The organism is Maridesulfovibrio sp. FT414 (assembly GCF_050916235.1).
Classification (GTDB): Bacteria; Desulfobacterota; Desulfovibrionia; order Desulfovibrionales; family Desulfovibrionaceae; genus Maridesulfovibrio.
The window spans coordinates 3,485,624-3,506,617 of sequence record NZ_CP104854.1 but is presented as its reverse complement, the minus strand read 5'-3'; the positions used below and the strand labels follow the sequence as shown (position 1 = coordinate 3,506,617).

General features: G+C 52.7%; 20 protein-coding genes and 1 pseudogene. 1 reads left to right on the top strand and 20 read right to left on the bottom strand.

What is annotated here, in order from left to right:
• Window positions 1-167: 167 nt before the first annotated feature.
• From N7E73_RS15610 to thiC, 5 genes are all read right to left on the bottom strand, one after another.
• Entirely contained in the window at window positions 168-1,151 is a 984-nt protein-coding gene (locus N7E73_RS15610; RefSeq protein WP_432735831.1) for a hypothetical protein, read from the bottom strand.
• Window positions 1,152-1,354: 203 nt separating this feature from the next.
• Entirely contained in the window at window positions 1,355-2,536 is a 1,182-nt protein-coding gene (locus N7E73_RS15605; protein WP_432735830.1) for a CgeB family protein, read from the bottom strand.
• A gap of 31 nt (window positions 2,537-2,567) precedes the next feature.
• On the bottom strand, window positions 2,568-2,996 hold the full coding sequence (locus N7E73_RS15600) for a VOC family protein (protein WP_432735829.1): 429 nt from the start codon (window positions 2,994-2,996) through the stop codon (window positions 2,568-2,570).
• 40 nt (window positions 2,997-3,036) lie between these two features.
• On the bottom strand, window positions 3,037-3,693 hold the full coding sequence (gene trhA, locus N7E73_RS15595) for a PAQR family membrane homeostasis protein TrhA (RefSeq protein WP_432735828.1): 657 nt from the start codon (window positions 3,691-3,693) through the stop codon (window positions 3,037-3,039).
• Between the two features lie 533 nt (window positions 3,694-4,226).
• The gene (thiC, locus tag N7E73_RS15590) at window positions 4,227-5,492 is read right to left on the bottom strand and encodes a phosphomethylpyrimidine synthase ThiC (RefSeq protein ID WP_432735827.1); all 1,266 of its coding nucleotides are present in this window, start codon (window positions 5,490-5,492) and stop codon (window positions 4,227-4,229) included.
• Between the two features lie 325 nt (window positions 5,493-5,817).
• On the opposite strand from thiC, the gene N7E73_RS15585 reads away from it, so the two are divergent.
• Window positions 5,818-7,524, top strand: a complete 1,707-nt coding sequence (locus tag N7E73_RS15585) for a Na+/H+ antiporter NhaC family protein (RefSeq protein ID WP_432735826.1) — start codon at window positions 5,818-5,820, stop codon at window positions 7,522-7,524.
• Between the two features lie 141 nt (window positions 7,525-7,665).
• Here the strand turns inward: N7E73_RS15585 and N7E73_RS15580 are convergent, their stop codons facing one another.
• The 15 genes and pseudogenes from N7E73_RS15580 to N7E73_RS15510 form a co-directional block, all read right to left on the bottom strand.
• A complete protein-coding gene (locus tag N7E73_RS15580) occupies window positions 7,666-10,161 on the bottom strand; it encodes a methyl-accepting chemotaxis protein (protein ID WP_432735825.1) in 2,496 nt (831 codons plus the stop codon).
• A gap of 452 nt (window positions 10,162-10,613) precedes the next feature.
• Window positions 10,614-11,612: a carbonic anhydrase gene (locus N7E73_RS15575; protein ID WP_432735824.1), complete on the bottom strand. Its 999-nt coding sequence runs from the start codon at window positions 11,610-11,612 to the stop codon at window positions 10,614-10,616.
• A 446-nt stretch (window positions 11,613-12,058) separates the two neighbouring features.
• A complete protein-coding gene (locus N7E73_RS15570; protein WP_432735823.1) occupies window positions 12,059-12,748 on the bottom strand; it encodes a hypothetical protein in 690 nt (229 codons plus the stop codon).
• Window positions 12,749-13,100: 352 nt separating this feature from the next.
• Window positions 13,101-14,771, bottom strand: coding sequence for a portal protein (locus N7E73_RS15565; RefSeq protein WP_432735822.1), 1,671 nt, complete (start codon window positions 14,769-14,771; stop codon window positions 13,101-13,103).
• Between the two features lie 187 nt (window positions 14,772-14,958).
• Window positions 14,959-15,075, bottom strand: a complete 117-nt coding sequence (locus N7E73_RS15560; RefSeq protein ID WP_432735821.1) for a Com family DNA-binding transcriptional regulator — start codon at window positions 15,073-15,075, stop codon at window positions 14,959-14,961.
• Window positions 15,072-15,551 (bottom strand): aminobutyrate aminotransferase, encoded by a 480-nt coding sequence (locus N7E73_RS15555; protein ID WP_432735820.1) that lies wholly within the window; start codon window positions 15,549-15,551, stop codon window positions 15,072-15,074. The genes N7E73_RS15560 and N7E73_RS15555 overlap by 4 nt, the downstream gene beginning before the upstream one ends.
• A gap of 9 nt (window positions 15,552-15,560) precedes the next feature.
• On the bottom strand, window positions 15,561-15,749 hold the full coding sequence (locus N7E73_RS15550) for a hypothetical protein (RefSeq protein WP_432735819.1): 189 nt from the start codon (window positions 15,747-15,749) through the stop codon (window positions 15,561-15,563).
• A 197-nt stretch (window positions 15,750-15,946) separates the two neighbouring features.
• Entirely contained in the window at window positions 15,947-16,492 is a 546-nt protein-coding gene (locus N7E73_RS15545; protein WP_432735818.1) for a GNAT family N-acetyltransferase, read from the bottom strand.
• On the bottom strand, window positions 16,492-18,033 hold the full coding sequence (gene terL, locus N7E73_RS15540; RefSeq protein WP_432735816.1) for a phage terminase large subunit: 1,542 nt from the start codon (window positions 18,031-18,033) through the stop codon (window positions 16,492-16,494). The genes N7E73_RS15545 and terL overlap by 1 nt, the downstream gene beginning before the upstream one ends.
• Window positions 18,002-18,283: a hypothetical protein gene (locus N7E73_RS15535; protein WP_432735815.1), complete on the bottom strand. Its 282-nt coding sequence runs from the start codon at window positions 18,281-18,283 to the stop codon at window positions 18,002-18,004. Before N7E73_RS15535 ends, terL begins: the two co-directional genes overlap by 32 nt.
• Window positions 18,280-18,489, bottom strand: coding sequence for a hypothetical protein (locus tag N7E73_RS15530; RefSeq protein WP_432735814.1), 210 nt, complete (start codon window positions 18,487-18,489; stop codon window positions 18,280-18,282). The genes N7E73_RS15535 and N7E73_RS15530 overlap by 4 nt, the downstream gene beginning before the upstream one ends.
• Entirely contained in the window at window positions 18,482-18,871 is a 390-nt protein-coding gene (locus N7E73_RS15525) for a holin family protein (protein ID WP_432735813.1), read from the bottom strand. Before N7E73_RS15525 ends, N7E73_RS15530 begins: the two co-directional genes overlap by 8 nt.
• Window positions 18,868-19,077 carry a hypothetical protein gene (locus N7E73_RS15520; RefSeq protein WP_432735812.1) on the bottom strand — a complete coding sequence of 70 codons (210 nt, stop codon included), beginning with the start codon at window positions 19,075-19,077 and terminating at the stop codon, window positions 18,868-18,870. Before N7E73_RS15520 ends, N7E73_RS15525 begins: the two co-directional genes overlap by 4 nt.
• 192 nt (window positions 19,078-19,269) lie before the next feature.
• A complete protein-coding gene (locus tag N7E73_RS15515) occupies window positions 19,270-19,395 on the bottom strand; it encodes a hypothetical protein (protein WP_432738879.1) in 126 nt (41 codons plus the stop codon).
• A 749-nt stretch (window positions 19,396-20,144) separates the two neighbouring features.
• Window positions 20,145-20,747, bottom strand: a pseudogene (locus tag N7E73_RS15510) (RHS repeat-associated core domain-containing protein); the annotation flags it as partial.
• Between the last annotated feature and the right edge of the window lie 247 nt (window positions 20,748-20,994).

Here is a 20,994-nt window from a genome sequence, read left to right as displayed (position 1 = left end):
AATTACGTCAACATGAAGAATGCAATGGCGAATAACATTTTGATAACCATGCATAATATTTAGATGCGCTTTGCTGGATCAAAAAAATTGGCGTTGCAGAACGGCATCAGGCCGGGCTGCAACGCCAATTTATGAATGCGTGTATACTCACCCTTGACTTACAAACTTCAAACTCCTGTTACGCCTGCGTCTTCAGCGGCTTTCCTGATCACTTTCTGGGCCCTGGCATAAATCACACCGTAAGTCTGTTCGGCCAGCATGCCGGAAACAATGCCGAGAAAGTACAGCGGCTCAAGGCGCAGTTCCTCAACCGAGGCAGTGGACAGGACGGAATGGGTAAGTATATCCATCAGAAAGACCGTCATAGCCAGAAACATGCCCAGCACGGGCCTGAAAATATACTGGGCAACCCTCACCCTCTTTTCGCCGTACAGAAAATCCTTGATGAGAAATACCAGACTGCCGAATGCACCAAGTACCAGCATGATAAAAAAACTGTCTGTCAGTTTAGCAAGTTGCTTGTCTTTATCCTTTTGAGCCCGCATCATCATTACCCAGCTGATCGCAACCTCCGGAAAGTCGACCTTTTCCGCCTCCGCAGCAAACTTAAAAACATTAGGGGCAACATTGTAGCTGATGGATAAATTTCTTGGATCGAGGTTCTCCGTCAGAACGACAGCCTCAAGATACTTGTCCACAGATTCGAACAGGCTGCAGTAATTCCCGCTTACTTCAACAACTCCATCACAGCCGTTTTCATACAGATGTTCCATCTCAGTCCAACGTGGAAACGCGGCATTCAGGACTGAAAGAATCACCGGATACGGGGCAACGGTGTCATATGAACGCAATAGTTCCCAGACTGAACCGCCTTCCAACTTTTTTGCATAATATTCTGGCCCCTTGGTTAATGTTTGTCCATTGAGAGATTCCTTGAACTTGCCGGGGAAATCCTGAAGCATCGTATAAACTTTTCCGGAGCAGGCCATTGAAGCAGAAACAAGCAGAAAAACAATCCACGCGACAAGCACAAATCCCTTGAACACACCGGGCCAATTAAATCCGGTCCCAGGGGCTATATCCATATCGTGCTTAACACTCGGCCCGGGATCAATTTTAGTTTCATTCTGTTCCTTTATCTCATCACTCATGGACTCACCTTCCCCGCATTTATGAAAGCTCGCAGAAACAAGTGCTCCAAAGCTCACACCAGAACTGAAGCAGATAACTGGACGCCAACTTGATTATATCAAATATCAACTACTACACTATATAATAAAATACAACCTATTCTAAAATACGTTAGATATTAACTCATAAAGATCACCAGCGACAATCAAAAGTCATATCGAGCCTAGTAGAAGGCCCGCATTTTCGAAACAATCTCGGCAACCCGATGCTGGTAGGTATGACAGGCGAGGACTCTTTCCAGCCCGGCACGGGCAATGGACGTCCGGCCCGGTCCGTCGGCGATCCAGCGGGCCACGGTTTCGGATATTTCGTCCACGCAGTTGTAGCAGGCGACTTCGCGGCCCGGTTCGAAAAGAGCTTCCAGTGCAGCAGTCCGCTCGGTAAGCAGAAAACCTCCGCAGGCCGGAACATCGAAAACACGCTGATTAACGGAAGCTTGCGACTGCAGGCTGGTTGAGTTGAAATTGACCAGTGAACTCCGGTAGAACTCCGGCAGCTCAGTCTCATATGAAAGGCGGTTCCAGAGAGTAAAATTTTTGCCGCTACGTCCAAGCTCCCGGCCCCAGTAGGCATCGCCGACCACCACGGGAGAGAAATCCAGCAGCGCTGAAACAGCCCGCACCCGCCGTATTCGCGTGGCCTGAAGACTCACCAGCCGCAGGAACATGGCCTGCTTTTCGGTGGAAAGTCCTTCGAAAGCCAGAGCGGCTTCTTCACCTGCCCGGGCAATCAGCCCCTGCGGATCAGCGGAAACGCCGGATTCCAGCAGCTCCGCCAACGGCCTGTAACTCCGCAGCAACTTGACGGGGAAACGCCCTGCCCGCAACACATCGCCGACCTTGCCTGTCCACGATGAACCGACGAAGGAAACCCGATGCAGCGCATCACCCGTTCCTCCCGGCCTGAACACGGACGGATCGGTCCCGAGCGGCAGGTAGTGCGCGTGGGAAACATTGCGTACTGCAAGAAACGGCAAGGCTTCAGGGTCCCAGGTGAACACGGCCAGCAGCGATTCCGAAGGAACGGGCGCACGCATGTACAGCTCCTGCCGATCCACAAACCAGCTTGCGAAAGGCACGCCGCAACGCCGCAGCAGATCCAGCACCTGTCCGGCCCCGTCCAGCCCCGCGTGGTTCACCGAAAGCACGAAATGGGGCCTGAACCGGCCGATACGCTCGAACAACTCCCTTAAAAAGGACTCATCCTGCCTGAATTTGACGGAAACAAAAGAAATCCCGAGACTTTTCAGTGCCCTGACAAGCTCGGGAATGATGAAGTAATTCTGGGCAATCAGCAGAATACGCGGCGACTGACCCTTTATGCATGGAACACGTATCATCGGCATCAGTTAGCAATCCGGCTGCACATGCCCGCGATCAGGCAATTACAAGACTGCCGTCTTCATTGAACTCCCAGAAATCGGCATAAGCCACTTCCCAGACATGACTGTCCGGGTCGGAAAAATATCCGCTGTAACCGCCCCAGAAGACATCCTGAGCCGGCTTCAATATCCTTCCGCCAAAACGCTCGGCCTGCGCAAGAATCTCATCAACTTCGCCTTTTGTGCGCGTATTGTGGGCAATGGTTATACCGCTGAAACCGGAGCGGTTTGGCTCCTGATCTTCGGATATGTCTTTGGCAAGAGCCTCCATCGGGTACAAGGCAAGGCAGACACCGCCAGTCCTGAAAAACACGATCCCGTCTTCCGGCTTTTTGGACGCTGAAAATCCAAGCGCGCTATAAAATTCGTAGGCCCGCACAAGATTTTCAACGCCCAGAGTTATGATGCTTATTCTGGATTCCATTCGGATAAACCCCTTAAATAATATTGCGGTCCGGCCCGCCCTATACACCAATCTGAGTGATGTATTCGTACATTACCCAGAAGTGGCAGAAGCTGCCGGCCATGACAAACACATGAAATATCTCGTGGAATCCGAAGAATCGGGGCCACGGATCAGGGCGCTTGACCACGTAGATGCCCGCCCCGATGGAGTACATGACCCCTCCGAGAGTGAGCCAGAACAGGGCTCCGGTCTGCAGGGCGCGAATCAGCGGAGACGCACCGATAATGACCAGCCAGCCCATGCCAAGATAAAAAGCTGTGGAAAGCCAGCGCGGAGCGTTCATCCAGAACATCTTGGTGATGATCCCGGCAACGCCCATGCTCCAGACCGCAGCAAACAGCGACCAGCCCCACGTCCCCTTCAGCCCGATCAGGCAGATGGGAGTATAGGTTGCCGCGATATAGACAAAGATCATGGCATGGTCGAGCTTGCGCATGTACATGGTTCCGCGCTCGCTGAGCGGCAGCCAGTGGTAAAGAGTGCTGGCAAGATAGAGAAGGATCATGCCGCCGCCGAAGACGGAAAAAGTCACCACATGCATGACGCTTGTAGGATTGACCGATTCGACTACAAGCAGCACCAGCCCTGCAATAGCCAGACAGAAACCTATAAAATGAGTCAGCCCGCTCATGGGATCACGTACGTATTTCAGCATATCAGCCTCCTATTCGTTGAGGCGCTTTGCGCTTTTGAATGATCTGATTTTTGCCTCCGGCGGCCCTCCGGGGGCCATCTGATCACCCTAAGCACAAATGCAGATTGATTACGGCGCAATTTGAGGTTCGCCAAAGCCCTTGAGCTTCCCTTGAGGCTTCGTCCGGGCAGAGTTTTCCCTCACTACTGGGAAATGCAAAAAGTGGGCAAATACACCCAAACAAACCCAATAGTTTAAGCGTAAAATTCCAAGTCAAATCAATCGTCCACCTGCCAACCAAACGATTTTAATCCGCTACACAGAAAAGACTTAAATCACGCACATCAAGCCCCCCAAAACGCGAAGCCTATCAGCGCGTTTTGGAGAGAGGGGATGGGGAGTCCAGAGGCATCCCAACCGGCAACCCAAACAGATTTTCAAACGATCGTTTAACTTAAGTTTTGGGATATTACACAAAAAAAGCCCGCAGCACCAGAGGTTGCTGCGGGCCATTATGATCAATCAGGTACAGAGCGGCTTAAAACGGATATTTATTATTCAGAAAGCATGCGAACGGCGCAAAATTTTCCGCACATTGCGCATTCTTTTTCGTCTTTGTGATCTTTTCTGCGGGCACAGGCCAGAGCAGGATCGATTGCCAGTTGGGCAATGCGGTCCCAATCGAGCTGCATGCGGGCTTTGGAGATTTCAGCGTCACGTTCAACGGCGTCCTTGCGGCCGAGTCCGACTTCACCGCACTGGGCGGCTACGAGGGAAGCCTTTACGCCGTTCCAGACGTCATCGATTTCGGGCAGGGTCAGGTGCTCTGCAGGGGTCAGGTAGCAGAGGAAGTCCACGCCGTTCATAACGGCAATGGCTCCGCCGATGGCACCGGCAATGTGGTCGTAGCCGGGAGCGCAGTCGGTTACCAGCGGTCCGAGAACATAGAGAGGCGCGCCGTAGGTGGCAGCCTTGATGCCGCGGATCTGGGCCTCGACAAGGTTCATGGGCACGTGGCCCGGACCTTCGATCATGGCCTGAACACCGTATTCGCGGGCGCGCTTGGCCAGCTTGCCGAGAACAAGCACTTCTTCCCACTGTGCGGCGTCACCTGCATCTGCACCGGCACCGGGTCTGAGACCGTCGCCGAGGCTGATGGTGACGTTGTGCTTGAGGCAGATTTCCAGAATGCGGTCATAGTTGGTGAGAAGCGGGTTCTCGGCATCGTGATCGCGCATCCAGCGGGCGAGGATGGAACCGCCGCGGGAAACGATTCCCAGCAGACGGTCGCCGCCGAGCGCCCATTCGGCACCGCGACGGGTCAGGCCGCAGTGCAGGGTCATGAAATCAACGCCCTGTTCGGCCTCTTTTTCGATTTCAACCAGCAGTTCTTCAAAGGTGAAGCCTGCGGGGTCTTCGTCTCGGGCAACGTACTGCTGCGCCATGGCGTAAATGGGCACGGTTCCGAGCGGCAGCGGACATGCGCTGAGCATGTCGGTACGGATGCCGTCGAGATCACCGGCAGTGGAAAGATCCATAACAGCGTGGGCACCGGCTTTCCAGGCGGTATCCAGCTTTTTCATTTCCTTTTCACGGTCGTTCTTGAAAGGAGAAGTACCGATGTTGGCGTTAACTTTGACTTTGGCGGGCTGCCCGATGAGGGTGGGCTTCACATTCTTATGATTCGGGTTCCCCAGCAGAACCATGGTTCCGTTCTCGATGCCCTGGATAATAGTCTCTTTGGAGAGTCCTTCGCTCTTGCAGAGTTCATCAATGCTGGAATCAAAAATGCTTTTGAGAGCTGTGTTTTTTGAAAACATCTGATTTCCTTTAACTTATTTAGAATTGTGCATTTTCGTATTATCAATGGTGTCTGTACAAGGCAAGTCCTTACATTAATTCCACGTGAGGGACAATGCCGCAATTCACCATTTCGACATAATAAGATACCGACAGCACGCACAGACGGCAATATTTATAATTTGGGCACTTACTGGATTTATGTGTATCATTTCGGTAATTTCAGAATTTTATCGAGGAAAATTAACGAGATACAAAAACAAATTTGCTTTTATGACATTTTTGGAGTAAATCGCCGGAAACATTTTTTGCGACATCATGAAAATTTCAAGGGGGAAATTCAAAATGCGCTATTGGAAGGGACTGTTTTTACTGACAGTGCTATTTACACTGCTTTGCCAACCGGCATTTGCAGCCGATTCAAGCATGGGACCGGCCAACGCCAAAATTTACGGCCTTTTTACACTGATTCCGCCGCTGGTGGCAATTGTTCTGGCCTTCATCACCAAGAACGTTGTGCTTTCGCTTTTCATCGGGGTATTTTCCGGAGCTTTCATGCTCGAAGCCAAGGGATTTGACATCTATAATGGATTTGTCGGCGGTTTCCTGCGCCTGTCCAACGAAATTCTCGGCTCTCTGGCCGATCCGTGGAACGCAGGTATCGTGCTCCAGTGTCTGGCCATAGGCGGACTCATCGCACTGGTATCCAAGATGGGCGGTGCAAAGGCCATTGCCGATGCACTGGCTAAAAAAGCCAGAAGCCCCAGAAGCTCCCAGTTCGTCACCTGGCTGCTGGGCCTGTTCATCTTCTTCGATGACTATGCAAACTCGCTCACCGTCGGCCCGATCATGCGCCCGGTAACCGACAAGATGAAGGTTTCCCGCGAGAAGCTGGCCTTCATCATCGACGCGACTGCTGCGCCCATAGCCGGTATCGCACTCATCTCCACCTGGGTTGCCTACGAGGTCGGCCTTATCCGCGACGGCCTGCAGGGCATCGGCTACACAATGAACGCATACGGCGTTTTTGTGGAAACCATCCCCTACCGCTTCTACAACATCCTTATTCTGGTCTTCATTCTCGCCACCATCTGGTTCATGCGTGAATTCGGCCCCATGTACACCGCCGAGCACCGCACACGCACCACCGGCAAGGTAATCGACGACAATGCCAAGCCCATGGTCGCCGATGAAGCCACCGAACTGCAGCCGGCAGAAAACGTGGTGCCCAGCGTATGGTACGCCATCATCCCCATCGGAACCCTGATTGTTGCCGCATTCCTCGGATTCTATTTCAACGGTTACAACGGAATCATGGGCGGTGACGATGCTGCGCTCAAGAAAATCTTCGAAGATGCACCCATGAGCTTTGTTGCCATCCGTGAAGCCTTCGGTGCATCCGATGCATCCGTGGTTCTTTTCCAGGCTGCAATGGTTGCCGGTATCGTGGCTCTGGCCATTGCCATCGGCAAGCGCATCCTGAAAGTAGACGAAGCCATCTCCACATGGGTGCAGGGTGTAAAATCCCTTAACATCACCGCAGTAATCCTGCTGCTGGCCTGGTCCCTGTCCGGCATCATCAAGGAACTGGGAACAGCCGCCTACCTCGTAAGCGTGCTGTCCGACACCATCCCTTCATTCCTGCTGCCGTCCATCATCTTCATCATGGGCTCCATCATCTCCTTTGCCACCGGAACTTCCTACGGCACCATGGGTATCCTCATGCCGCTGTGCATCCCGCTGGCCTACGCGCTGGTTCCCGAACAGGGCTACGTGATCCTGAACATCGGTTCGGTTCTCACCGGAGCCATCTTCGGCGACCACTGCTCACCCATTTCCGACACCACCATTCTGTCATCAATGGGATCGGCCTGTGACCACATCGACCACACCAGAACACAGCTGTTCTACGCCGTTCCTGTGGCAATCATATCCGTAGTATTCGGGTACATCCCCGCAGGACTCGGAATGCCCGTGATGCTGGTTCTGCCAGCAGGTATCATCGCCATCATGGCGCTGGTACGCTTTGCCGGTAAACCGGTGTCGAACTAGGTTACACGGCCCTGCAGGGCTTCGCATCTTCGCAGAATTCTGCGTGCGAGAATAAAAATACCCCCGCCCACCGGACTTCGATCCGATGGACGGGGGTTGTCATTATGTTTTCGGGCCGCAACAAATCGCGGCAGTTCAGAATCAGCTCTTCACATTCTTCAATCTTTCTATGACCACTTTGAGGTCCCCGGCCATAACCGCCAGCTCCTGAATTGCGCTGGCGGACTGAGACATGCCGTCCGCTGTTTCCGAGGCCACGTGAGTAACCTCCTCTACGGCACTGTTAATCTGCTCGGCAGTAGAAGACTGTTGTTCTGCAGCAGTGGCGATACCTGATATGATCGATGAACTTTCAGACGACAGCGCCACAATCTGCGAAAGGGCCGTTCCGGATTCATTGGCCAGTCCTGTCGCCTCCGCGACCTTCTGCACCGCTTCATTCACATCACGCACACTGGTTTCCGCTGCGGCCTGAATCTCCTTGATCGACGATCCCACCTCGGTCGTGGCGGCCATTGTCTTTTCAGCCAGCTTGCGGACCTCGTCGGCAACAACGGCAAATCCCCGTCCGGCTTCCCCGGCCCTTGCAGCCTCAATGGCGGCATTGAGCGCCAGCAGGTTGGTCTGATCGGCAATATCGGTAATCACGGTCATGATACTTCCTATATCCTCGGCCTTCTTCCCGAGTCCCTCGATATTGCGTTGAAGAGTTGTTGCAACAATGTTGACCTGATCAATTCCTTCAACGACCTTTCCGACCAGCACTTCTCCCTTGCCTGCCATATTCCGGGCATTGTCGGACTGCCCTGAAGCCGCCGAAGCGCTCCTTGCAACATCCAGCACGGTTGAGGACATCTGTTCCATGGCTCCGGCGGTTTCATTAAGCCGCATACGCTGCACTTCAGAGCCTTTGGCCACCTCTTCTATCTGGGCTGCCAGCTCTTCAGAAGCGGAGGAGAGCCTCTCTGAAATGACCTCGGCCTTTTCGGACATCTGAATCATTTCCCTGTAGGCCCGGCGTATATCGGTCTGGTCGAGAATGACCTCAAACACACCGCGCCTCTCCCCTGCTCTGGAAATCAGCGGAATTCCGGAATAGGTTATGTCCATCTCTTTTCCGGCAACACGGCATATTGTATCTCCTGCTTCAACTTTACCGCTTTCAAGGGACCTTTCCGATGCGCAGTTGCCCTTGCAGTCATCAGTATTGAAGATCCGATCACATCTCTGCCCGTCCACTTTTGTGATACCGCTAAGATTTTTTGCAAAACTGTTCAGGTAAAGAATTTCCCTACGCAAGGAACGCGACATGACTCCAACGGGAAGGCTGTTCAGCAGGGACTCGAATATATCCATGAGCGTGTTGGAACTGTCTATGAGCCGCGCATAAGCGCCCCTAAACATTGACGCCTCGCCCCGGACATCGAATTTGCCGCATTCAGCTTCATGGATTATCTGCTCATTCTTATCCAATGCGCTGGAAATGGACTCCTTGATGCGATTCAAGGCACCAGAGATCTGCCCCAGCTCATCCTGCTGGTCCAGTTTGAAATCGCCTGAGAAATCTCCTTTCGCCACAAGCTCAGCCGCAGCCGTCAGCCTGCGAAGTATTCGGGATTCGTAAAGGGCCAGCGAAACAAACCCCGCCATAAGAAGAACCAGTGCAATTCCGCAGACCGCAAGGAGAAAATAAATCGATTCGGATTTGACCAGCTTTGCTTCGGCCAGTGTTTCAGCCTTGGCGGGGTCAATGCCTGATTCCATAATTGCGGCGGTGGTCTCCGCCACGGCCTGGGCGCTCTTATCCATCTCCGCATTAAGTCCGGCGACCGTCTGCGAAATCTTATCGAGCCTGTCAAACAGCCCCTGCAAAGCATCATAGGCTTTGGACACGGCAGCGGCAGTGCCTTCAAGGGCCGCCTCATCGTTTATGACCTGCGCCCATTTTCCAAGTCCCTCTCTTGCTGTTCCAAGGACCTTTCCGAAACTGTCGAATTTCGCCGGAACGGGATCATAGGCGTAATCATGTATCGCTATTTTAAGCTTCAGGGTGTTGGCAATGACCGCTTCGTTCATGAGCATGTCAATGTCGCCCCAGCGGATCATTTCGCCTACATCGGCAAGAATACCGGCCTGAGACTTGGCCGGATCGATATTTTCTTCCATCACTTTTTCAAGATCAGCTATAACCCCGGCTATGATTCCGTCTGCCTCGGAAACGAGCTTTGTGCGCTCTTCGTGAATCCCCTTGAATGAAGCCGTTATCCTGCCAATGGCCTCCAACTGCGGACCTATCTCCCCGGCCTGCTTTTCCAGCTCAGGATTATGGACAAGCATCTTTCTGATACCGTCCAGTCCTTTGCGGGCAGTGTCCATCCCCTTCAGAACATTTGCGTAATTAGCCTCTCCGGGAGTCGCGGTATAAGCCCGCACAGCACCGATCAGACTCAGTGTGCTCTGGTTCACGTCCTCGTTCATCGCCATATCGATTTCCGACCATCTGGCGTACTTATCAAGATCAGCACTTACCACCTTCAGACTATGGTCAGCTATATAGTAAATGCAAATGACAAGAACAGCTGCAAAAGCCATAAGTCCCAGATGACGCTGAAGAATGCTCATATTGCCTATTTTCATTTTCGCCTCAGTTTAATTATAAATAAACTCGATCGAACCGCCTTCAAGAACCGAATATCATAATCAACATAGCCCGTATACACGCACGACTATGAGGCGAAATTTTAATTTTATCCCGGCAAAATCAGTGAAGAGATGCCCCCTGCGCGGCGACAAAGATTTCCGGTTATAACATTACGGAACCTCGCAACATGTTCACCTCCACCCCGGCAGAAGACATAAACTGCAAACCAAAAGAAGTGCCGCATTCATCAGACCGATGAACACGGCACTTGGTGTAAACCTGAATTTTAGCAGCGCCCTTGCAGCCAGCACCTTCGGGCACGCAAAAAAATCATGAAATGAAAGTCATGGACCCAGCGTCAAACCGGAAATTTGAACACATCCCGGTCCGTAACCAGATCAACTGACCAGAGCCTGCAGCAGAAGCAGCAGGCTCAACCAACCGCAGCCTATCTGCCGCGAAGTCCATGCCACAATGTCTCAAGAGCACTGCGGATCTTTCCGCACAGTCCGTCCTGCTTGAAATTCTGGGTCAGCGCAACAAAGGCGAGCACAAGCGCAAGAATGAGTGCAATGCCGCTTATTAATGACTTGAAGCCGGAACCGGAATGCTCACCATGCTTGCTGTCGATCTTCTCACCGCCATCGCCGTGTCCGGAACCTTCCGCACTGCTCATGGGGTTCATCGCCCGTGCAGGATCGTTCTCCGCTTCGTTAAGGATTGCGGCAGCCTTGTCATCGGGCAGCCAGGAGACCTCTCCGGTTCCGACATGGTAAATGGCTCCCACCACCTTTATCTTGCCGGACTTGGCAAGATCCCGTACCGCTGCGCTCTGCATGAAAAGATTGTGTATTCCCTGCCAGACGTTTGCCTCAATGGCCTTTTCCACCAGACCGGAACCTTCCAGTTCAGGATCAGCCTTCATGGTCTGCTCAACAGCGGGAATAATTGGTGCCACAAGGGGCGGGATATTCCTTTCCAGCGGATGCCCGTGCCCGACCAGTTCATTGGTAACAGCTGTCACCGCGCCGCACTGGGTGTGCCCCAGCACCACAACCAGCGGGGTATTAACATGGCACGCCCCGTACTCGATAGAACCTATCTCATCGGTTTTCATGACATTACCGGCTACGCGAATGACGAAGATATCCATCACGCCCATATCGAACAGACGTTCCACCGGGACCCTGGAATCCGAACAGGTCAGCACCGTTGCGACCGCATAATCACCCTGATTCTCTTTTCCGGCCAAGGTCAGACGGTCGATACCGGAATTAGGATGTATTGATTCCTGATTTACAAAGCGGGCATTTCCCTTGGCCATTTCTGCCTGAACCTGATCCGGAGAAGCTTTATCCCACTTCGCCAATGCCGTTCCGCAAGGCAGCACAAATGCCAGAAGCAACCCTGCAACAAGTAACCCCAGACCTAGTCTTTTCCTCAGCATCAAATTTCCCCTTCCCCCGGAAAACTCCGGGGATTCAATGTTGTTTGTACAGTTCCGCCATACATTAAGAATCCTGAGATTATTCTATACAGGTGAAGGCTATACCAGTCAAAGGAGAAAAGAGTACGCAGATAACAGCACCTCAGCCACGGACAATTTCTGCAGCCGCGAACCATTTTTCATGAAAAGAAAATGGTCTGCATTAAAGCATGAACACTGTTGTACGCAGACAACCATTAAATAACTGAAGATGCAGGATACGTGATAAATAAATCATGAAATATTAAGAATCCATAATGAATGGACGTCCAGAATGAACACCAGTAATGGCAAGTACGCGTATTATTTTGGCAACTATCACAAAAAACAAAAAAAGCGGGCATTAATTGAATAAATGCCCGCTTAAATTATGTATGAAAAGGAAATCCGGTATCAGACAGCCCGGTTCAACATCCCATAAAGCACCCCGGAAAGACGTAAATCCCGTTTGCCTGCATCCAGAACCCCTGCTTTCCGCTCTTGCTTTCATAGAGCCTGCTTAGTCCGGTACGGATGTAAACGACCTCCCCTCCTGCAAGCAGGGCGTTCAGTTCATCAAGCCTGCCCTGTTCCACATAACGCATTGCCGCAGCATGGAAATAGAGATCAGAAATGGGCGTGTGCCGATATTTTTCGCCCGCAAAATCTGCAAAGCCGAGGCGGATCTTGGCCTCGCCCCCAGATTCCACGACCGTTACGGTCAGGGAAAGCGGATCAACCCTCACGGTCCTGATGGACTGCCCGCAGGGATCATTTTCCGGCACGCAACGATTGGTAGGGGTAATACGCCCCTCAAAAGCATCTTTGACGGAGTCGACGGCACTGCGCTCCAGCACATCCCTGAAGACGCCTTCATCAGCCCGTTCCAGCCAGACCGTATTTTCGAAACAGCAGTCCTCAACATGGGGAGCGGAAGCATTTTCAGCGGGAATAATGTCGGCAGAAACGATTGTGCCGGGATAAATATTACGGCTGCACACGAACGCCCGGTCAACGTAAGGAAGCGGGCGATAGCAGGTGCAGTCATTCTGATCCAGCAACGCCATGCAGACGTCGTCGCTGTCATTGAACCGGGTTAAGTCTGTAAGAACCAGCATGTATAATCCTGTTTGGAATAAGATAGTCCGGATTAATCATCCATAAAAACAAAACCTTATACAACCATCCACAACCCGACCCGGACCGCCTTTATATCCACAAACTCCGGAGAATTGCAACACCGATATTATAACCAGAAAAACAAAAGTACCTACACACTGTTTCAAGTTTATAAGTCATTACAATTATAAGTATAGATTTAAATGCAAGGCAAGCAAAAAGGGCGAAACAATTTTGTTTCGCCCTGAATTCCGGTTGTGCACCACCCGCGTTTATCAATACTCAATTTTAGAAACAACCCGGACAAATTATGTTTAACCTTCTCCGTCAATCGCATGGCCCGAATCCGAACTAGCCACCCTGCATCATCTGCCCTGCCTGACCGAGAACGCCCTGCATCTGGGCCGGGTTAAGCCCGGCCTGCGAAAGATCCCGCACAATGCCGGAGCCCATGGACGCGGCCTGCAGCCCCTGCTGCAACCGTTGCTGCTGTTCGAACTGCTGGCGACGCAGGTCTCGGAATTTCTCCACCTCGTTACCGGACCGCACTATGCCGTTTGGAACACCGATAAGTTCTGCGTAATCATCCACTGCGCGGTCCATATCCACCTTGTCGAGTACCTCGGGATTGGCCTGTGCCAGCCTGCCCACGAATTCCGCAAGGGACTGGATGGACTGGGTTCCGACCATTTTCTGGGCCTGGGCCAGTACAGAAATATAATCAACCTTGATGTCCACCCCGTCCAGAACGGACGGAGCTTCCGGAAGCTGCCCCGCGCGCATCAGTATGCCGAAAACTCGGTCAATGAGCGGATCGAGCAGCTCGGTATGCTGCCTTTCAATGACCGGCCCCAGCTGAATGAGCTTTTCCTCATGCCGCTCGGCAACTTCTGCGGCAGTGATGGTCCTGCGGTTGGAACCGGCCATCATCATGAATATGTCGTTGTAGAATCCTTCGCGGATTGCACTACGAACGTCCTGAATCTTGTTGCTCACCCCCGCAAGGTCGGGCCGCACCTGATAGAGCGGCGAAACCGAATCCTGCTGGTTCTGCTCCACCGGGTTCTGACCTCCGGGCAGCAGGTTCAGTCTGCGCGAATACATCGAGGGGACTTTCATGGGCGGACGCAGGGTAAGGTGCACGGCCTGAATCTGGCTTTTGCTCATCTCCATGAGCATCTTCACGTCCGCCAGAACATCCATGGCCGGAGACCTGCCGTAAACATCCATGGCCGAGGTGTCCCAGCGCGGAACCATGTAAGGATTCTCCACAAATCCGCCTATGGAAAGCACATGACCGCCGCGTCCGTTCAGAATAAACACGGACTCGAAAGGCATGTTCGTGCCGTCCATCTTCGCGTGGTCGAACTCGTCGCGGGGCTGGACCACATGCAGAACATCGAACCAGTGATCCCGGTTCACGTTCAGGCTGGTCACCACAGTTGCCGGAAGATTCTCCCTGCCGAACCTTTTCTCCAACTGGCGGGCGGTCATCTTGAATTCGCGATAGACCGTATCCACTCTGCCCTGCGCGTCGGTGGCAAGGCTGTATTCCCCTGCGGTCAGGGTGCGGAAGCGCAGGCCGCGTTCCTCGTCCGGCTCGCAGTAAAGCGTACCGGTTCCGAAGCCCGCAAGTTCCGTGTAGAGCGAATGGATGCACGAATAGAAATTGCTCTTCGAAAGGGCCCTGTACATGGTGTTTTCCACCTGAGCCACCCATTCGCGGACCGACTTGTGCCGCGCAAGGTCGCGATCCGAAATCCCCAGCCTGAACCACGGCCTTGCCGGTGAGGTCAGGCCGCCCTGAAGCCCAGCCGCCAGAATCCGCAAGGCACGGGTGGCCGTGGAATCAATGATCCTGCTGCCCCTTGCGCGCCCGTCGTTGGGCTGCTGGCCGCTGTAAACTCCGCGACGCGGCAGGATGTAATCGCTTATCTCCTGCCAGTGCGGCTCCCAACTGCTGCGCTCCTGACGCAGGGTCTGTAAACGCGATGTATATCTGTTTCTGTCTATGTCATTCATGTTCATACCTGTTAATTATGATGCGCTCCGCGCTTTTGTGATGTCTGGGATGCCTCCGGCGGCTGGGGAAGGGAAACTTTTGCAAAAGTTTCCCTTCCCCAGACCCCATCCCTTCAAAATCATTTAATAGGGCTTCGCCTCTTCGTGAGGGACAGCCGTTTCATTTTTAAGCCGCCGGAGGTCTTCGTTACTTATCTCCGGTGAGGGTTACGAGTTTTTTGCACTTGGGGCATTTAACCTGTACCTCGATGACTTTTCCTTTCATGAGCAGCCTTCTGCACACGGGACAACGATGTTCGTTCATATCTTTACTCCTGTAGAATTCTGTAGTGTTTCACGTTTTATGAGGGCCTTTCCGGCCACGCCGTTTGCTCCGGTCAGGATTGTTTTTGCCCTTCCGGCTGCACGAATGGCCCGGAACGACTTCTCGCTGGCTTCGCGGCGAGCGATTTTGGCATCAATTTCCGCGTTCTGGCGATCCACTTCGCGTTTTCGGATGTCGTTGGGATGCAGCCATTCACCGTCAATGAGGTTATAGCCTGCATTCTGCATCTCCGAGGGCGTGTACCAGTGTCCGGTCTGGCCGGAAAAGGTCCAGTCCTGCGGCGGCTGCCACTGGGCAGGGGCATTCAATCCCTTATCATTGGACTTGGGGTTGGTTCCGTAAGTGGTACGGTGCCATTTGAAATATCCGTTGAATCCCGGAGAATCCTTCTGATACCAGACGGAATCCCTGCCTTGCGGTGCCGTGGGCAGTGCCGGACGATAAAAATCTGCCATGCGCCCCCCCTACTCGCCGAGTTTCTTTTTCTGGGCCTGCAAAGTCTGGGACTGCATGGCCGGAGCCTGTACTGTCAACTGCCCGTTGTCGCCCTCTCCGCCCGTAAGCACGGTGGAACTGCGCCCTTTTTTCAACCTTTCCATCTCGCGCATCTTCTTGGCCCGCAGCTGTTCTTCGCTGGCTGCAAGCTCATCCATTTTCGGTGGCTCCGGTACAGCCGACACCGGCGGTGCCGGCGGCGGTGAAACCGGAGCAGTAGGTGATTTACCTCCTCCGCCTCCCATAATCTTCTCCTTACGTATTATTTGTTTTCAGTATTTTTATGATCCAAGACCAAGGCCATGAACCCAAGTTATTAGACACGTCCTGAAACTTCTTCCCCAGCCGCCGGAAACTATTCCCGCACAGCAGCGAACAGGACGGCATCGGTGCTGATGTCCTGATCTGCCAGATAGGCCCCTTGCGGGATTACTCCGACCTTTTTGAACCCGGCCTTTTCGGCCATACGGCAGGCCAGCGGGTTGGCGGCAGGTATCAGTCCCTTTATACAGTCGAACAGAGGCCCACCCGACGCGTCAGTCACAGCCAGCAGATGGCGCAACCCGCCGCGCGCCATTTCGACAGCCCCGCGCCCGTAGAATGCAGGCATTGAAGCGATGTGCACAAAACAGGAACGCGGCGCGAACCCGTTCAGCCAGAACATGCCCGAGGGCTGCTGATCCTTGAACCCGAAGAAGAAATGCTGATCCTCCATTTCAGCGAGCCTGCGAAAACTTTCAAAGGATCTGTCTTCGGTTTCATAGAAGATCACCGGCAGCGTTCCGGCCCCGTAGAGGATGGTCCAGAACCACTTCAGATGCGCCTCTGACAGGGAAACCGTGCCGTCGAAATCGCGATACTTGTAGAAGGTGTATCCGCCTTCCATTTCAAAACCGTACATCACTGTCCTCCGCTGAAGATGTCGTAATCCATGAGCCCCTGCATGGGCTCGCTTCCTGAGAATGCCGATGCCGGGCGCGGAAACACCGCCCCCAGCGCCGGGTCGAGTATCCGGGCCATGCAGTCGAGCATGTCGTCGTGCGCTGCAACCGGGAAGGCGAGGTATTCGTCGTCGATGAACTCGCGCACAAGATCGCGCTCACGGCCCTGATGGTCGAGGAACCTTGCGCGCCACGGCAGGAACAGCCTGCCCTGTTCGAACAGGGGAACGAGCTTGCGGATACGGTCCACCTTGGGCACGTTCCCGCCCAGCGGCTCGATGCAGAACCGGTAATTCTGTTCGTTCATGACGTACTGCATGTGCTCCACATCGGCCTGCTGCCCGTACTTTTCATAACCCACGGCCAGAGGAGAATAGGTGCGGTGCAGCCGGAACAGTGCCTTTGCGCGTTCGGTAAGATTCAGCCGGTCGCGGATACCGTCGATGATGTAATAATTTCGGTCAGGGCCGAGCCCGACAACCAGCATGACCGTGTAGTCGCTGCCGGATTTCTTTTCGCTGGCCGGGTCCACCAGCAGATAACGGTTGAACTGCTCCCAGCGCGGCTGACCGCCGGAATCGCGGGTTTCCCAACGGGAAAGCCATTCTTCGCGGAACCCCTGCACATCGTCTGCGCGGGGGTCCTGCATCATCTGGCAGCCGAATACGTAGGGACCCATCTCCCGGCGCTTGGTTTCGAGCTGCTCACGGGTAAGCAGCATGGGCGTGCCCTCCATGGAACCGTCGTCGGTGGCAGGATAAACACGCGGAATTGCGGCACGTCTTTTCATAATCTCGCGGTAGGTGTCGTTGAAATGGTAGCGGGTGCCGATGTAACGCTTGATGCCTTCACGTGTGCCGAGGTTGATGGACAACGCCCAGGACTCGGTGGTCTTGAAAATCATATCCGGCGATGAAACCGACTCGCGGGTGACCACGTCGTCGTAGATCAGCCGGGAAAAATGCTTCCCTGTGGGCTGGCCGTCCACCAGACCCCACGCTTCCACAGTGGCCTCCTTGGGATTGGACCTGCGCCTGACGATGATCCCGTCCTCTTCAGACCACTTGGGCGAGTCCTTTTTCGGATTGGCCCAGAGCACGTCCGGGTAACACTGCTTGAGCAGCTCGTTGCGCTCGAACTCCTGCTTGATCTGACGCAGGAACCCCTTGGCAACAGGCCGGGTGTGACTGAAAATTCCCACGGTGACTTCGGGATCACGCAGGATGTCCTGCACGGTAAGGGCAAAGGTGATGATGGTGGACTTGTAGTGTTCACGCGACCACAGGTCGAGATGTCCGTCCGGCGCGCCCTGAACTTCGCAACAGCGGTTGAAGACCCAGTCCCGGTCTGCATCGGCACGGCCCAGCATCCGGGTAAGCAGGAAAAAAAGATCATTGCGGCCCAGTTCGGCCATGACTTCAATGGCCTGCCGCTTTTCCTCGGCCTCGCGCAAAAGCTGCGCATACCAGTTATTTGCGCTGTCCCGATCCGTAAACTTCATCAAGCTTCTCCCTGAGTTCAGGGCTGATTGTGCGGGCGGTCCGCGGCTTCCTTTCCTCGCCGGATTCCTTCTTCGCCTCGCCTATGCCCCAGGCCTTCCGTTCCATTTCATGCCGCTTCTGCATAATATCCAGCTTTGCCTTGAGATCCTTGACCATTTCGGAATCATCACCCTCCACAGCCAGCGAGAACACCTCCCGGAACCTGTCCAGCTCCTCTTTCTGCTTTTTCACAATCTCGGCTCTGGTCACTTGAACACCTCATAAACAAGCCTGCTTGCCAGACCGGCCACAACCGCCCCGGTCCCCCACACGGCCCGCTCCAGATTGCGGAACTTCTCAGCGTGGGTATGGCAACGCCGCGCCCCGTTGATTTCCGCAATGTCGTCCTGAATGGCCTTGACCCGCTCATCTATGCGGATCAGCAGCTCCTTGGTTTCATTCCGTTCATCATTCATTCTTTTCTCTCCATGTTTTTGCCACCTTCTCGGCACTGCGCCCGACCACGTAACCGCCGAGCCCCAATTCCATGAGGGACCAGAGCTGCGTTGGCAGTTCAAGGTGCGGGGCCTCGACCCAGAACAGGGCCAGATAAGGATAGAGAAGGTAGTTGTTAGCCACGATGGCAATGATGGTCAGCATCAGGATGGGCCGCCACGAACGCTGCAGCCAGTTGCCGGACATTTCCGCCAGCATGATCTTGACCCGTGATTCCAGATCGGCAAGCTGCCCTGACTGATGCAGCTCCATAAGCCGCAGCCGGGCCTTTTCGCGCTCCCCGGCGTCCGGCCAGATCTTGTCGATGATGGTTGTGCCCAGATCGAGAATAGAACCGATCATTGATCCTCCCCGCCGTTTTCGCCTTTCACCGAAGGAGTCCAGCCCGCGAATTCGGGCCGGGTGCGGGTATGCTTGTAATCCATAAGCGAGAACCCGTTTTCCACCCATTCCGGATACTCCTGGATGAATGCGGCGTAGTTTCTGAGCATCCTGCGGCTTTCCAGGGGATAGATAGCCGCAAGGGTCTCTGTTGAGATTTCGTTCATAATTGAACCTCCTTTTTGCGGCACCATATCCGTCAGGGCGGACATTTTTTAGGTAACTCAGGTCCGCCCTGAGCACTTTTTTGAATTATCCGCCAAAAACAAAAAAGCCGTCCCCCAAGGCTGCATAGCAACCCGGAAGGAACGGCTTTTTCAGCGGCAAACCGCACTGAATATTAAAACTTCAACAATTCATCATTTCATAAATATCACCAGATAAACAAAGAGTACCATATGCCAGCGCAACGATTCCCTGAATCCATACAAATCCGCATCGCCACCCTCATCCCCCAGCGGATCGGGCGAGATGAACCTGCCGATGGCGGGGTCGTATTCGCGGTAGCCGAAATGGATCAGGCCAGATAATCAGCTCCACCAAGAATAGCTCCCCCTAGGGGGGAATGTGCTGAAACCGTATAGCCGGAGTTCACAACTTTTATGGACTAAAAAGACGATACGGGAGAACTACTCTTGAACATAAACAACGAATTCAAAAGGTAGACATAGTTGCCCATTGTCCACAGCTGAAGAAATTCATTCAACATAATCGTTTTTACATCAAAAACATCTGGTACAGTGAAGCAGGACAATATATATGAAGCGACAAGCAGTACAATAGGAACGGAAATTTTTTTAACTTGTTTATTTCTAGCCAACCTTGAATCATATATTATGTACAAAATTGACATAAACAGAAATAAATAAATCATAATACCAACAATATCTCCAAATGTGCATTCTGAACAATCCAAATAGTCGTAGACAGAATATATGCTATGCAGGGCCATTAGAGACGAAATAGAGAACACTATTCTTAAGTAACCTTTTTTTGAAAAGAAACTTTTATAATACGATTTGAAGACGTATTGATTATCGCTAAATATAAATGGAGAACTAAAAAGCGTAAAAGTAATCAAAATAATCTCTGCCTCATAAAAAAAGAATGCCATTACAATATTTATCAGTAAAATCAGTAGCCATATTTTCCATTGTTTACTATAAAAGTATAAATATTCTTGCATATCCAATGGGAGAGGAGGAAAACCTCCTCTCCTTCCTCCTTTTTAGATTTATCTTTTATTAATTTTTGATCGAGAAGGAATAATTTTACCCTCGTCAACCTCGAAACGTCCTTTTTGTATAGATTTAATATTTTTATCTAAATCTTGTTTCGCTATATATTCGATTGTATTGTCAACCGCCTCGTTCTTTATAGAAGGTGGGTTGCTTTGATTGGCAAAGTCATCAACTAGCTCGGTGGCCTTGGCTACAGCAGGACCCGTACCTGTTTCGGCCATCTTTTTCACCACGCTGTCCTCAGCTTTATTCTTCAGTTCCGATGCTTTTTTTGTTGCCTCACCAATCTTTTGACTTGTTTGTTTTCCTATCCTGCTGGCCTCTTTAACAATCTTTTTGCCGTGTTTAGCAATGGTTCGTCCTGGACCCTTAGTGATTTTGTCCGCTACTCTCATTACCTGCGGAGCAACTCTAGGCAATACCCCCATAAGCCCAACCCGATCCACAAAATTCACCGGATCATCCAGACAATACCCATAAACATCCACATCGCCACCCTCATACCCCAGCGGATCTGGCGAGATGAACCTGCCGATGGCGGGGTCGTATTCGCGGTAGCCGAAATGGATCAGGCCGGTGTCGGAATCGTGCAGACCTCCGGCGAAGGTCTGCGAAAAGACTTACTCGAAGTAAATTCGTTACTGGCATAAACACCCCGCACCGGATGGGTGCGGGGTGACTGTTTTAATAAAACAGAGGCTTGTTCAGTAACTCTGCATCTGCCAATGAAGTCTCTTTGAAGCAGCTCCTACAAAAATAAGAAGACTTATTAAACAGGAAGTACGCAGGGATCAACCAGAAGACTATATCAGCTAAAGAGAATGAAAAGTCCCCTACAACTAT